20 protein-coding genes and 1 other RNA gene are annotated in these 14,064 nt (G+C 35.3%); 3 read left to right on the forward strand and 18 right to left on the reverse strand.

From position 1 onward, the window contains the following. Positions 1-77 precede the first annotated feature (77 nt). From FHY60_RS11555 to FHY60_RS11585, 7 genes are all read right to left on the reverse strand, one after another. Complete coding sequence (locus FHY60_RS11555) at positions 78-425, reverse strand: hypothetical protein (RefSeq protein ID WP_139905192.1); 348 nt, start codon at positions 423-425, stop codon at positions 78-80. 356 nt (positions 426-781) lie between these two features. Then, a complete protein-coding gene (locus tag FHY60_RS11560) occupies positions 782-1,549 on the reverse strand; it encodes an amino acid ABC transporter ATP-binding protein (RefSeq protein ID WP_139905193.1) in 768 nt (255 codons plus the stop codon). A 12-nt stretch (positions 1,550-1,561) separates the two neighbouring features. Then, positions 1,562-2,224, reverse strand: coding sequence for an amino acid ABC transporter permease (locus tag FHY60_RS11565; RefSeq protein ID WP_139905194.1), 663 nt, complete (start codon positions 2,222-2,224; stop codon positions 1,562-1,564). Between the two features lie 72 nt (positions 2,225-2,296). Further along, positions 2,297-3,100, reverse strand: a complete 804-nt coding sequence (locus tag FHY60_RS11570) for an amino acid ABC transporter substrate-binding protein (RefSeq protein ID WP_139905195.1) — start codon at positions 3,098-3,100, stop codon at positions 2,297-2,299. 212 nt (positions 3,101-3,312) lie between these two features. Then, positions 3,313-4,269, reverse strand: coding sequence for an acyl-CoA dehydratase activase (locus tag FHY60_RS11575; RefSeq protein ID WP_139905196.1), 957 nt, complete (start codon positions 4,267-4,269; stop codon positions 3,313-3,315). Next, on the reverse strand, positions 4,257-5,348 hold the full coding sequence (locus tag FHY60_RS11580) for a 2-hydroxyglutaryl-CoA dehydratase (RefSeq protein WP_139905197.1): 1,092 nt from the start codon (positions 5,346-5,348) through the stop codon (positions 4,257-4,259). Before FHY60_RS11580 ends, FHY60_RS11575 begins: the two co-directional genes overlap by 13 nt. Next, positions 5,320-6,240, reverse strand: coding sequence for an acyl-CoA dehydratase activase-related protein (locus tag FHY60_RS11585; protein ID WP_139905198.1), 921 nt, complete (start codon positions 6,238-6,240; stop codon positions 5,320-5,322). The genes FHY60_RS11580 and FHY60_RS11585 overlap by 29 nt, the downstream gene beginning before the upstream one ends. Before the next feature lie 166 nt (positions 6,241-6,406). On the opposite strand from FHY60_RS11585, the gene FHY60_RS11590 reads away from it, so the two are divergent. Beyond that, a complete protein-coding gene (locus FHY60_RS11590) occupies positions 6,407-6,880 on the forward strand; it encodes a DUF4883 family protein (RefSeq protein WP_139905199.1) in 474 nt (157 codons plus the stop codon). Positions 6,881-6,939: 59 nt separating this feature from the next. Next, positions 6,940-7,776 (forward strand): PHP domain-containing protein, encoded by an 837-nt coding sequence (locus FHY60_RS11595; protein WP_139905200.1) that lies wholly within the window; start codon positions 6,940-6,942, stop codon positions 7,774-7,776. Positions 7,777-7,796: 20 nt separating this feature from the next. Here FHY60_RS11595 and FHY60_RS11600 read toward each other — a convergent pair whose 3' ends face one another. The 5 genes from FHY60_RS11600 to FHY60_RS11615 are packed head-to-tail and all read right to left on the reverse strand — an operon-like array spanning position 7,797 to position 10,292. Next, positions 7,797-8,351 carry a magnesium transporter CorA family protein gene (locus tag FHY60_RS11600; protein ID WP_279230390.1) on the reverse strand — a complete coding sequence of 185 codons (555 nt, stop codon included), beginning with the start codon at positions 8,349-8,351 and terminating at the stop codon, positions 7,797-7,799. Continuing rightward, the gene (locus FHY60_RS18505) at positions 8,324-8,608 is read right to left on the reverse strand and encodes a CorA family divalent cation transporter (protein WP_279230391.1); all 285 of its coding nucleotides are present in this window, start codon (positions 8,606-8,608) and stop codon (positions 8,324-8,326) included. Before FHY60_RS18505 ends, FHY60_RS11600 begins: the two co-directional genes overlap by 28 nt. Next, on the reverse strand, positions 8,605-9,153 hold the full coding sequence (locus tag FHY60_RS11605) for a 5-formyltetrahydrofolate cyclo-ligase (RefSeq protein WP_139905201.1): 549 nt from the start codon (positions 9,151-9,153) through the stop codon (positions 8,605-8,607). Before FHY60_RS11605 ends, FHY60_RS18505 begins: the two co-directional genes overlap by 4 nt. Then, positions 9,146-10,063: an HPr(Ser) kinase/phosphatase gene (gene hprK, locus FHY60_RS11610; protein ID WP_139905202.1), complete on the reverse strand. Its 918-nt coding sequence runs from the start codon at positions 10,061-10,063 to the stop codon at positions 9,146-9,148. The genes FHY60_RS11605 and hprK overlap by 8 nt, the downstream gene beginning before the upstream one ends. Positions 10,064-10,097: 34 nt before the next feature. Continuing rightward, on the reverse strand, positions 10,098-10,292 hold the full coding sequence (locus tag FHY60_RS11615) for a DUF896 domain-containing protein (RefSeq protein WP_243122141.1): 195 nt from the start codon (positions 10,290-10,292) through the stop codon (positions 10,098-10,100). 354 nt (positions 10,293-10,646) lie between these two features. Between FHY60_RS11615 and FHY60_RS18725 the strand changes: the two genes are divergently transcribed. Next, positions 10,647-10,820 carry a Spo0E family sporulation regulatory protein-aspartic acid phosphatase gene (locus tag FHY60_RS18725; RefSeq protein WP_423243591.1) on the forward strand — a complete coding sequence of 58 codons (174 nt, stop codon included), beginning with the start codon at positions 10,647-10,649 and terminating at the stop codon, positions 10,818-10,820. A gap of 41 nt (positions 10,821-10,861) precedes the next feature. Here the strand turns inward: FHY60_RS18725 and ssrS are convergent. The 6 genes from ssrS to FHY60_RS11650 form a co-directional block, all read right to left on the reverse strand. Continuing rightward, positions 10,862-11,090: non-coding RNA, 6S RNA (ssrS, locus tag FHY60_RS11625), on the reverse strand. A 134-nt stretch (positions 11,091-11,224) separates the two neighbouring features. Next, entirely contained in the window at positions 11,225-11,626 is a 402-nt protein-coding gene (locus tag FHY60_RS11630; protein ID WP_139905205.1) for a hypothetical protein, read from the reverse strand. A gap of 20 nt (positions 11,627-11,646) precedes the next feature. Beyond that, positions 11,647-11,895: a DUF1292 domain-containing protein gene (locus tag FHY60_RS11635; RefSeq protein WP_139905206.1), complete on the reverse strand. Its 249-nt coding sequence runs from the start codon at positions 11,893-11,895 to the stop codon at positions 11,647-11,649. 229 nt (positions 11,896-12,124) lie between these two features. Beyond that, on the reverse strand, positions 12,125-12,625 hold the full coding sequence (locus FHY60_RS11640; protein ID WP_139905207.1) for an ECF transporter S component: 501 nt from the start codon (positions 12,623-12,625) through the stop codon (positions 12,125-12,127). Between the two features lie 127 nt (positions 12,626-12,752). Then, positions 12,753-13,220 carry a peptide deformylase gene (gene def / locus FHY60_RS11645; RefSeq protein WP_139906454.1) on the reverse strand — a complete coding sequence of 156 codons (468 nt, stop codon included), beginning with the start codon at positions 13,218-13,220 and terminating at the stop codon, positions 12,753-12,755. A gap of 189 nt (positions 13,221-13,409) precedes the next feature. Further along, positions 13,410-14,063 carry a V-type ATP synthase subunit D gene (locus FHY60_RS11650; RefSeq protein WP_139905208.1) on the reverse strand — a complete coding sequence of 218 codons (654 nt, stop codon included), beginning with the start codon at positions 14,061-14,063 and terminating at the stop codon, positions 13,410-13,412. Position 14,064 lies beyond the last annotated feature (1 nt).

The following is a 14,064-nucleotide window of genomic DNA, read 5'->3' on the forward strand; positions in this document are numbered from 1 at the left end:
TCTCTACATATTATATTCACTTTTTTTCACATAATACCAATATTCTAGACTTATAAATATGCATTATTAAATTAACTTTATTTCTTTTTTCTTATGAGTAACTTCTTACTGTTTCTTGTGACCTCTGAAACAGATTGAATAAAACTATCTTTTGCCTTGAGTACTTCATATACAGAATATAAAACAGGTATACTGTACAATTCTACATATTTACAGGCCTTTTCAAAATTCACTGCTCTTTGTCCAAATTCTGTGTTTGTATTAGCTGCTATTTGTCCACTAAAAATCAGGCACATCAATGCCTTTTGCCCCTGTTCTTTGTAGCTTCTGAAATCCTTATTACTCATCTTTAAGCTAAAGATTAAATCGTCAATCCTATGCTGGGTTACCTTTCTTATATTGCTTAAATCTAGTATAATTATCATATCAATCCTCAATTAATTACTATATTCTTATTATATTCACCTATTTCAAAAAATACTTCAATAAATTTAAGCTTCACATTTTATTCTTTCTAAAACATAATTATCAATTAGTTGTATATGTCTTCTATCGATGTCTATGTATTTCAAGACAGTCTTTTGGTTTTTATTAATAATCTCATCGGCATCTCCTCTCTATCTTTAGTCTTTTGCCCCATATACCGTCTAGCTTTAATATTCAACAAATGCTATAAAAATTCTTAATTTTAATACAAATATCTACATAACTAGATATTGTTCTACTAATTCACAAGAACATAAAACAGGCTAAGCAAGCCTAGCCTGTTTTATGTTTTTAACTATGAAGCCAAAATAAAATTCTTCAAGAAAGCTTTAGTTCTTTCGTTACTTGGATCCTGGAAGATCTCTGCAGGACTTCCCTCTTCTACAATAATCCCTTGGTCCATAAAGATTACCCTGTCAGAAACATCCTTTGCAAAACTCATTTCATGAGTTACAACTATCATGGTCATGTCTTCAAGTGCAAGTTCTTTTATAACCTTTAGTACCTCTCCCGTTAGCTCAGGGTCCAAGGCAGATGTTGGTTCATCAATAAGCAATATATCCGGTTTCATTGCCAAGGCTCTGGCAATGGCTACTCTCTGCTTTTGTCCACCGGATAATTGATAGGGATAAGCATCAGCTTTATCTGCCAAGCCCACCTTATCCAAAAGTTCTAAGGCCAATTTTTTAGCCTCATCAGCGTTCATGTTTAATACATGTATTGGTGCCTCAATTATATTTCTCAGCACAGAATAGTGAGGAAATAATACAAAATTCTGAAATACCATTCCCAGCTTTAGTCTGATTTTTCTTAACTCCTTAGCGCTTGGATAAATTGGTTTTCCTTCTTCATCCGCTTGAATAAGTACATCTCCTTCAACAATTAACTTGCCCCTGTCTATAGTTTCAAGAAGGTTTAAGCATCTCAACATTGTACTCTTACCGGACCCTGATGGCCCTATAACAGATATTACTTCCCCTTTATTCACCTCAAACGAAACACCTTTTAATATCTCATTCCCGTCAAAACTTTTAACAAGATTTTCTACTCTTAACATTTCCATGCTGCTCATCCCCTATCTGTAATAATTTAACTTACTTTCTATAGCGTGAAAAATCTTTGTCACAACCCAATTCATAATAAGATAGAAAATTCCTGCAATCAGCAATGGGGTTGTTGAAAAATGTCTATTGGCAGAATTCTGAGCAAATCTGAATAGTTCAGAAATTCCTATTACCTGAACAAGTACCGTGTCCTTTACTAAGGTTATTACTTCATTGCTTGTGGCGGGTAAAATTCTTTTTATTGCCTGAGGTAATATTATTTTAAAAAAGGTCTGAACTTTTGTAAAACCTAATACAGAAGCTGCCTCATACTGTTCTCTCTCCATAGATGCAATGCCCCCACGGTAGATTTCAGCAAAATACGCCGCATAATTAATGGAAAAAGCTATGATAGCGGCCAAAAAACGATCAATGTTTAATCCCAAGATATTGGATGGGGCGAAATAAATGAACATAATCTGAAGCATCAGTGGTGTACCCCTCATAACTAAAATATACAGTTTTACCGGTTCACTTATAAGCTTTCTTTTAGACATTCTTCCAAGTGCTACAAGTAAGCCCAAGGGTAGTGCTATTACCAATGTTAAGGCAAACACCTCCAGAGTTACTAAGGTACCTTCCATAAGGTTTCCTATCATTTTTACAAAAGTGTCCCATCCAATACTTCCAAACATAATCATTCCCCTTATCAATTTTTAAAAGTTCTGCCGGCAGAAGACTCACCAGCAGAACTTTTATATTTATCATTATTTCTTAATCGTTGTAATATCTTCTCCAAACCAGTTGTTAGATATTTCTGCTGCCTTTCCATCCTCAGCCATTGCTTGTAAGGTCTCTTGGACCTTCTCCATCAATTCTTTATCCTTCTTTCTAAAGCCAATACCATATTCCTCTTCTGCCAGAGCCTCATCTAAAACTTTATAGCTCTTATCCTTCTTTTGAATATAATAACGTGCCACTATTTCATCCATAAGTACCGCATCTACTCCACCCTTTTCCAAGTCCATCAGAGCCATCATATTATCTTTAAACTCTACAACTTCCTTTAAAGACTTTCTAAAATCTTGTGACTTTTCTAGGGCATCTGCAGCACTTGATCCCGCTTGTAATCCTAACTTTTTACCTTCAAGCTCTTTAAGCGTACTGAAGCTTGAATTGCTATTTACCACTAATACTTGTCTATTTTTCATGTAAGGTTCTGAGAATAAAACCTGCTTCTTTCTATCTTCTGTTATTGTAAATCCATTCCATATAGCATCTATGTTACCGGTATTTAATTCCTGTTCCTTAGCATTCCAATCAATTGGTTGCAGCTTTAATTCTATGCCTAATCTGTCAAATACTTCTTTGGCTAAATCTATATCAAAGCCCACAATGTTGTTGTCATCATCGGTAAATCCCATTGGTGGAAAACTTGCATCCAATCCTAATACAAAAGTCTTTTTCTCCTGTATTTTTTTCCACGAGTCCTCGCTTTTATTATTGCATCCACTTAATGTTCCCAAAGCTAGCACCGCGGTCAAGCATAAGGTAAATATTTTTTTCTTCATAATCATCCATCCCCTTTAGATATGTATCTTCATAATTGCTCGTACATTTATCATGATTCTATTATACTTTAAAACTTCATCATAGTAAAGTGGTAAATTAAAAAATCTTATAATTCCTATTATACTTGTGAGAATATTAGTTCTAAACCTTTTCATTCAGCTTTTTTCGCTAAAATCTACCATAATGTTAGAGGGACGACCTCTGCCATCCCTCATACAGCTTTCTTAACACTCCATTTTCCACATCTATCTCCAAAGGCTCCTACTGAATTATTTCCATCATAAATCCCAACCACTTCACACTTATTGCTGCAGTCTCCACATTCAAAGCTCCTAGATTGAAAATCTTTGTCTGAGATATTAAAGCCTTTAAAATTAGTATATCCTTTTTCCTTTACAGTATCTTTAGCAATAATAGCTGCACCGATTGCCCCCATTACATTATAGTGGTCCGGCACGTATATTTCCGTATTAAGTGCCTCTTCAAAGGCCTTCTTCATACCTATATTGGCGGCTACTCCACCTTGGAAAAAGATCTTATTTTCAACAGACTTTCCTTTAGCTACATTGCTCAGATAGTTTCTCACCAAGGCGTCACAGAGTCCTCTTATAATATCACTTTCATTGTAGCCTAGCTGTTGTTTATGTATCATGTCCGATTCTGCAAATACTGCGCATCTGCCAGCTATTCTTAGTGATACCTTGGACTTTAGGGCATAGTCACCAAACTCTTCTATGGGGATTGCCAATCGCTCTGCCTGTCGATCCAAAAAAGATCCAGTCCCCGCTGCACATACGGTATTCATAGCAAAATCTGTTACGATTCCATCCCTTAGAATTATAATTTTGGAATCTTGTCCTCCGATTTCTATGATGGTTTTTACATCCTTATCAAAGGAAAGGGCAGCCACTGCGTGAGCGGTTATTTCATTTTTCACGGCATCCCCACCGGTTATATATGAAGCAATTATTCTGCCGCTGCCTGTAGTTCCTACTGCGCCTATTTCTTCATTCTTATATTTATCCTTCAACATTCCAAAGCCCTCTTGTATGGCTTTAATGGGTCTTCCTTTTGTCCTTAAATACAACTTTTCAACAACTGACATATTTTGATCCAGTACTACTATATCTGTACTGACAGATCCAACATCCACACCTAAATAATACATTTCTTAATTCTCCTTTCAAGCAGATCTATAAAGGCCTCTATACGGGTTACGTAGCCAGCCTCACCGGTAAGCTCATCTACCACTAAAGTCATAATTGGAAAGTCCTTATCCTTTGATATGGTAGGAAGTATGGATTTTGACACTATCTCCGGCATACAGCCAAATGGAAATATTTGAATTGCTCCATCACAGCCATGTTTATGTGCCAGTACAGCCTCTCCGATACACTCTCTTCCATGGCCACCTATGTAATAAGGCAGATATTTTCTAGATGCCATCCTAATATCAATGGAATGAAGCTTCAAGGGCGACATAACCAAATTTTTTACCCACCAGCTGGGATATAGGGTCCTCATAGTGCTTACCCCATAGTCCATAAGCTTATCTTCTATATAGAGGTTAGAAAAGGGTTCAATAATTGTATAAATCTCACCTATAATTGCCACTTTTATGACCCTTCTGTTTTTATCTATAGGCACGGATCCTACTATTTTTTTATACTCCTTTATCAAGCTGAGCATCTCATTGACCCCCTTGGCTTCTAACATCCTTCTTTTAAACTCATATAATATCCGTTTGCATTGTCCTCTATTAATCTCATATCCTGCCTTAAGTCTTAATGCTTTCTCAATATCATCTACAGCATTTATAACCCTAAGGGCATTATAAACTGCCTTTATCTTTTCCGGTCTGCACAAGGGGCTTTTCTCTGATATTTTCCCTATTCTCTTCAGTAGTTCATCTTTTCCTATATCTCCTGGAGCATCAATGACTATCAACTCTGCCTTGGGATTCAACTTTTTTAGAATATTTATTTGAAGCTCACAGTACTCCCCATATCTGCATGGTCCGCAGCTGCCTGTAATAATAAAGGTATCAGCTCCCTTCTCCATTGCTTCTATATAGTTGCCCACCATAATTTTAAAGGGTAGACAAATTTCCTCCGGTGAGTATTTACTTCCAAGTTCTAAGGTACTCTTACTGCTGACCTGAGGTAATACATAATCTGTCTGCAATCCTTCGAACAGTGCTTTTGCTGCTATAGAGGTATTACCCAAGTTTGGAACACTTATTTTCACTTAATTTCCTCCTTTCAAGCATGTCGCTAAAGGCTTCTATTCTCGTATCTATGCCTGCTTCCCCGGTATGTTCATCTATCTTTAGTACCATAAAGGGAAAATCGCCGATATGCTCCTTTATAAGTTCTATTACTATAGAATCTATACCGCAGGCAAAGGAAGATATATAAATGATACCGTCGACCAGGCCTTCCTCATATAGGGAAACGGAAGCACCGTAAGAATTCTTTGCAAAACTCCAAAAGGGCTTTTTATAAAGATTCTTTATCTTTCTTTCGATAGTTTCTTTGTTTACTCTTTCCTCCGTGATAACTCCTATGCCCAGTTTATTTAACTTCTTTTTTATGTTCATATTCACATAGTTGTCATAGACATTATAGGTATGGCCCATTAAGGCTACCTTATGCCTAAAGCTCCTATCCTCATGTCCATGCTCCGAACTATTATAAAACTCCTCTGCCTTTCTGTAAGCATCTACTATTTGTTTTTTACTGCAGTCTAGCATTTTTCCCAAGTACATAAACCACTGAAGACGGTCTGTCCTTGTCACCAGGTTTAAGGGTGCCTCCGTTAGCCTTGGCAGCCCTTCTATACTATTTTTAAGCATTTCAATTAATCCACAAAATTTTGGACATATGTACTCCCTATGTTCAACCTTCATTATTCTAGGTGTTATGATCAAATCACACCTATCCTTTAGCCAATGAATATGTCCATGAAACACTTTAATCGGTAGACATGCATCATCTACACAGCAGTTTACTCCCCTATCCAATATGTCTCTGCTTGTATCCGAAGACACAATATATTGTATACCCAATTCTTTCAGGAAAACTTCTAAAGTTGATCCATACTTCCAATACATGAGTCCCTTTGGTATACCTACTACCATGATATATCTCCTCCTATTGCCACATTTTAATATTTTTGCAACTTTTCATAGAAAATATACATTTATATAAAAAATGCTTTTATAGCTTTCCCAAAATTTCCGATCATAGTAATAATTTTTTTAGAAAATTCATATTCTAGTTTGAATAATGTAATAAGGTGGTACTATGAAAAAAGTCTTATCATTAATTTTATTATTATCTGCTTTGCTTAACCTTTCAGCTTGCTCTTCGGGAGCTCTAAAGTATAGCTTTAAAGGAAATAAACCCAATGCATTTTACTATACGGATCAACTAATTAAAGAAATAAAAGCACACGGTATAACAAACGTACTAGTCCTAGAAACCAACCTGAATAAAGAACTTAATTTAAAGGATGATGATAAAAAAATTCTGATTAGCTTTTTAAACTCTATAAAAACCAGCAATTTCTTGACTAAAGCTCCTGACCTTCCTAAAAAGCCTGAATTTAAATTTTATATAACTATAGATGATGAAAAATTTGTCATGAATGTGTATAATGAAAAATACATAGGTATCCACCCTTGGGATGGTGCTTATTCCATGGATTACATAGATATGTCCGATGTTAAGAGGCTGTATAATTTACATGTCCTCTGCAAATACCTTTATAAGAATTAGGTATTTTAATTAATAATTAGATAAAGTGCTTCGCACTTTTTTCAAAGGAGGAGAAGATATTGAGTACAAAAGCTGATTTGCATTTACATACCACTGCTTCTGACGGGAAGTTATCTCCCAAGGAGCTTGTAAACTTAGCCCATTCCGTAGGGATAAATATCATGGCTGTCACAGACCATGATACTACTTCCGGTGTGGAGGAGGCCCTAGCTGCCTCTGAGGCTTTACCTCTTGATGTAATACCGGGTATAGAGCTTTCTACACAACATAAGGGTGAAACTGTACACATTCTTGGCTATTTTAGGGATGACAGCTATAAAGATCCAAAGTTTCAAGGTAAACTGGAGGAAATGAAAGCTCACAGGCTTTGGAGAGGTAAGAAAATTGTAGAAAATTTAAAACAGTATTTTGACATTGAATTGGATTATGAAGCTCTTTTGGAGGATGCAAAGGGAGTTATTGCAAGACCACATATAGCCCGAGCAATTATAAATGCAGGCTATAATTATGACTGGCAGTACATTTTTGATCATATAATTGGTAAAAACAGCCCTGCCTATGTGCCTAATAAGAAGTTATCTTCTGAAGATGGCATAAAACTTTTAAGGTCAGCCAACGCCCTGGTAGTATTGGCTCATCCCATATTGGTAAAAAAGACTCCCTATAAAGATTTAATAAACTTGGACTTTGATGGCATAGAAGCAGTCTACTGGCAGAACACTCCAAAGGACACAGATTACTTTATAAATTTGTCTCTTGAGCATAATAAAATTATCACCGGCGGCTCCGACTTTCACGGCGGTGATGCAGGAGATTCCAAACACGGGTATATTGGCAGTGTAGAATATGATGAGAAGTACCTCCTAAACTTCAAAAGAAACCTTTATAAAAAATAGTGGGCATGCAGTCTTGCCCACTATTTTTTACAACCATTTTTATTTTTAAAAACACTTATCAGACATAATACCAGGGTAACCATCACAGCTACTATGAAATAAAAACCATATACTTCATTTTTTAATGGTATATGATTAAAGCTCATACCAAACAGGCCAGTTATAATTTCAATGGGCAGGAACACTGCAGTTACTATAGTAAAGACCTTCATTATCTCATTAGTTTTATTGGAAATCTCAGACTCGTAGGCCTCCCGCACCAAGGCCAAATCCTGAACCAGCATGTCCTGTGCCTGCATAAGCTTATCTGTTTTCTTATTTATGCTTTCAAAGTACTTTAAATATTCAGCTTCAATGAACCTATTATCAGTTATATTAAGACTGTCTCCAATATATCTAAGTGGATTCAAGAACTTTCTAATCTTATAAACCTGTCTTCTTAAATTTATAAGCCGTCTTACATGCTCCTCATTGGGAGACTTTAATATTTTTATCTCTATGTCATCCTCTTCTGCCTCTAAATCGGAAATTATATTATAATTTCTGACTATGATCCTGTCCAGTATATAGTACAATAAAATGCAGGGCCTGGGCTTTCCTTCAATATAAAACAATACTTGCCTTGATTTATATCCTGAAGTAAATTCTCTAATATTGGTGATTGATCCTTGTATATAGTAATAATATAATCCTTCCCCAGATATATATTGAGCTCTCTAGAAATGATTTCATCATTGTTAAGCTCTAAAATGTTAAAGATTATAAACAGATAGGATTCATATACGCATATCTTTGCAGATTGATTAATATTTTTGCACTCCTCTAGGGTCAATCTGTAATTATTTCATCCATCCTTATATCATGCACTTCCATTGGCACTTTTTCCAGAACTTGAAAGTCGTATCCCAAGGCAATTTTTTTCGCATCACTCTTTAAATTGACAAGGTACTTGTCATACATCCCGGCACCATATCCAAGCCTTCCGCCATTTTTATCAAAGGCGGCACCTGGTATTATGGCCAAGTCTATTTCAGATGGACTTACAATTCTATTTTCTATCAAAAGGGGTTCAAGTATACCATATTTATTTTCTTTTAACTCTTCTAAGCTATGTATCTCAACGGCTACCATGCCTTCTTCCAGAGATAATATAACCGGCACAGCCACAGTCTTACCTTTAGATAAGGCATCCATGATAATCCTATGGGTATCTACTTCATTACCGAAGCTTACAAAGATAAAAAGCTTATTACATTTTACATAGGCTGCATGACCTGTGAGATTAGAAAAAATAATCTTGTCTTTTTCTAACTTTTCTATTTTAGATAAACTACTTAGCTTTTCCTTAATGTTTCTTCTGATTGTTTTCTTATCCATTGTTTCTGTTTACAATCTCCACTCTTTTACTGATAGTATCAATAGGTGTCTCCTTGGATATAAGGTGATATCTATAATTTACTGCTGCAGCTTCAATTATAACAGCAACGTTTCTCCCCGGTCTTATAGGGACAATAATCTTTCTTATAGGCACATTCAGTATATCCATATACTGTTTATCTACGCCTAATCTATCATAATTTTCGTCAGATCTCCACTGTTCTAAACATACAACTAAGTCAATTGTCTTTGAATAAAGCACGGAACTCAAGCCATAAAGGGCAGGAACATCTATTATGCCCATGCCCCTAACTTCCATCATTCCTGAGGTAATGTAAGGAGATGTTCCCATAAGCGTACCTTCAATTTCCTTTATATCTACTGCATCATCAGCTACCAGTCGATGTCCTCTCTTTATTAACTCCAGGGCAGTCTCACTTTTGCCGATTCCACTTTCCCCGGTTATTAATATGCCTATACCGTAGACATCCACCAATACACCATGCATTCTCGTCTCGGGTGCAAGTTTATCAGATAGGTAACTTGTGAGTTTGCTGATGAATTTTGTAGAGGTCATATCCGTCTGTAATACCCACCTATTATTCTCAGCTGCATACTCCAGTATTTCCGGCTGAGGTTCTAAGCCCCTTGTAATTATTATGCAGGGAGTGTCAAAGGAAAAGAACTTTTTAAGTCTCTTTCTTCTAATTTCAGGCTGCATGGCATCTAAAAAACTCCATTCAGCCATACCTATTATTTGAATTCTCTCATTGGCAAAATAATTATAAAAGCCTGAAAACTGCAACCCCGGTCTATTAAAATCGCTGACACTGATTCCTGAATCGCTATTACTCCTAATTAATACTTTGAGGTTTAAGTCCCCAATCAAATTGGATACACTAACAGACATAATTTAAAATCATTCCTTCCATTCTTGTTAAGCCCTAATTAGATCGACTTGTCTTCCTTTCAATAGTTTCTAACTGTGCTCTCAAATTACTTTTAAAGGAATCAATATATATTCTTCGAAGTCTTTGCTGTTCTTCAGCTTCCTCTACAGTCAATCCTTCTTTCTTACTCTTTTTATATAAAACATTAATTCTATTAATAATCTCTTCAATATTAAATTCTTTTCCCATTATGTTAATCCTCCTGAGCATTTTATATACTCTATTATATCATATAGATTAATTAAAGTATTATATGAATGTGAATTTTATATTAACAAGCATTATGAAAAATAAATCTTAGATATTTTTCGACAAATCATCCTTTCAAAGTTTTTACATTATTCAGCTTATCTTCTTACTCAATAGTGTTTTGTCCCATTTAAAAGTCTATGAAAATGTTTTATTTTTACTTCATTGGCCCTAAATTTGTCGTATTTTAAGATATTATTTTATTTGCTTTTATTCATTATTTTGGTAAAATAGTTTACGCAGAAAGATGTTAGTATTTTTTCATATGAATTTTTTTTATAAGGTGTGGTTAAAGTGATTAATAAAGTATGTTTGATTAAAAATATTGAGGCTCTAAGGGAAAGACTTTGTCAGACCTTGACATATTTAGATCCAACGGACATCACAGTCGTTAACATAAGTCAAGAATTGGACAAGTATATCGTACTTTACGAAAAATCAAAATGTTTAGTTATAGAAGGTACATAAAAATACCTCACATTTACTGTGAGGTATTTGTTTCTGCTAAGTATGATCCCAACATGCCGATATGCTTATCTATTCATACCCGCCTTCTCGCAGGTGGGTTTTTCGCATCTTAACTCTGTCTTCTTCTGTTTGAATACGAGTAAACTAATATTCACCTCATATCAATACAAACATTAAGTTGTTGAAGCCTGACATTATTAAGAATTTTGAAAATCCCTTATATCATATGTCGGTTGAATATCATAAGCGATTCGTACATCTCAGGATTTACTTTAATATAATTATATCATAATCAATATACCTTTCAACGATGATATACTCACGTTTTAAACCCTTTTTTATCTTTTCGGTCAGATACTATTAAATAGCTATGAAAATCTTTTCATAGCTGAATTGCACTAGTATTATAGTTCTAATTCGTCCAGTACATCCTCTATATTATAGTTCTTATCTACTTCTGAAATAACAGCTATAAATTCACAGTAGTCATAGCTTTCCTTGTCAGCTTCGTAAGTAATATATTGGGCCTGCAGTTCAAACTCCTCCATAAGTTCTTCTATAATCTCTCCTGCATTATCAACTGCAATTTCATTTAAATATGTTAAAAAGAACTCATCGTACCATTCATCTGATTCCTGTTCATCTTCGCACTCATCATTGGCGTATGCCCTTGCGGATGCTAATTCGTCACTGTCAAAATCATAATAAAATCTAACAACTAAAGCATCATCCTTGTACTCCAGCTCCTCTACGTCTGTTAAATCATTATCCTCTAGAAATTTAATAATTTGCTTTTTATCTAACATAATAACCTCCAAAATACGTATTATTCTTCTTCCAGGTATTCTTTATATTTTTTTTGTACTCTTTCAAACTCTTCTTCATCTTCTACAAAATTATAAACTACATTACCATCTTCCTCATCCACCCTAAAGGCGAAAGCATCCTCATCGCCGCCTTCCACCGGTGACAAAATCATATAGTTTTTTTGGTCTACCTGTAATCTTGCAACTACTTCACATTCTATCTTATTTCCTGACTCGTCCTTAAAGGCCATTATTTCTCTTTCTTCCAAAATATATTCACTCCAATCGTTTATTTAGTTTAAGTATTCTTCTGTAAAGCCATATGTAACTCTCCTTTTCAGATTCTACCTATAGCTTTACCCTTTATACGAATTTTTATCATCCTACTTTCATGGATGCCAAGACTAATTGTACCATAATAAGCCAAGAGGTGCAAAAATATTTAAGTTAACCTATAAAAAAGGTACTACCCCTATGAGTAATACCTCTAGAAAATATTTATTTGTTTACAACAAATTCTTTTCTTCCTGCTTTTGATAATGATTTTACAAAGATGGCAGTAAAACCACCATCGATAAAGTGATGAATTAAGGTTCCCACTCCTACAGTGAGGAGGGCAAATTCTATTTGACCAGTCAACAGTATAACCACTATAGCCTCAAGTATGGCATGTACCGGAGATGTTATAGCTACCACCTTAGTAAAGGATACTCCCTTTCTAAGTAATACTGCTCCTGCTATTCCAACAAAAATGTGCATTGCAGCTCTTGCAGCAATAACAGCACCTTTTGTCATCAAAAAGCCTAATGCTGATCCTATTCCAACGAAGGCTGCTGAGAATGGTCCCAAAAACATTGCTAAAAACATTGGTACATGAGAAGCCAATGTAGCTGAGAAAACTGGTGGAATCTGTACACTAAGTACACCAAAATATAAAGGAATAATAATTGCTAAGCAAGTTAATACTGCTGTGATTGTTAATTTTCTTACATTTATCATATTTACATCCTCCATTCACTAATGTATATACATTAGTATATACCATAACTGTTTAGCTGTAAATACTCTTTTTTTGATGTAAAGGTTTATATGCAAGATAAATAAAAAAATGGTGAATTACTCACCATTAGTCTTCTATCTTATAAACTTTTTGGGTCCTATCTATATACATTATGCCATTCAAGTGATCTATTTCATGACAAAAGGCCCTTGCCAATAATCCTTCAGCCGTATACTCTACGATTCTACCCTCTGAGGTAATGCCCCTTACCTTCACCTTTTTGGGTCTTTCAACTTCTCCTTCATAACCTACATAGCTTAGACAGCCTTCTATACTGATTTCTTTACCCTCAGCTTCAATTATTTCTGGATTTATCAGTATTATAGGTTGAAAATCGTCGTCTCTCATGTCTATGAGTATAACTCTTTTTAAAACTCCAATCTGTGGCGCTGCTAAGCCAATGCCATCACAGTTGTACAGTGTATCCTGCATGTCCTTTATGAGTTTCAAAATTTGCTTATCTATCTTTTCAACCTTTTCACAAGGTGTCTTTAATGCTTTGTCCCCATATTGTAATATCTTTCTTACCGCCATACTCGTCACAATTTAAATCTCCCAAACAGGAAATTTAAATTTTTCCTCCTTATTTTTTTATGATATATATTATATTCTATATATTATTATGGTAGATGTCCATGGTAAAATCTATTATTTATATACTTTCAATGGTACATATATAGTTTAAGTTTTGAGCTATAAAAAAGCCAGTCCTTTGGGACTGACTTATTGTAATTGATTCTGTTGTTCCACCATGAGAGATTTAACCTTCATAAGTCTTGTGATATTTCCTCTCTCATCCTCATCCAGCTTCATCTTGATATATCTGATTGTCTCTCTGAGTTGTGGTATTGTAGCATATTCTAGGGCGTTAACCCTTCTACGGGTCTTCTCTATTTCATCGGCCATGAGCTGGCTGGACTTTTCTACTTCCGCCAATTCAAGGAGCTTGGGAAGGATTCCGTAGAGCTTATCGATGGCTGAGTCCAGTTCGCCGGAGGTGGAAGCAAAACCATAGGGGTATATGCTTCCCTTGTCTTCACCCATCTGCCTTCTAAAACTCATTACAGGAACGTTAACGCTCATTATGTTTCTGTTGGTTACTTCTACACCAATTTTTTCTTTTGGGTACATAATAGCTTCTTCCAAAAGTTCTGAAGACATTACTGCTCTGGCCATGAGAAATTCCTTCAGAGAGCTTCCAAGCTCTTTTTCAACATCTTTTCTAAGCTCATCGTTGTATTTAACAAGGTCGATGAATCTTCTCATAAGCTCATCCTGTTTATCCTTGAGCAGCTTGTGGCCTCTTACGGCGGTTACAAGTCTCTTCTTCAGATTGCTAAGCTCCATTCTCGTAGGATTGACATTAAGTCTTGCCATG

This window comes from Clostridium thermarum (assembly GCF_006351925.1).
Lineage (GTDB): Bacteria > Bacillota > Clostridia > Clostridiales > Clostridiaceae > Clostridium_AU > Clostridium_AU thermarum.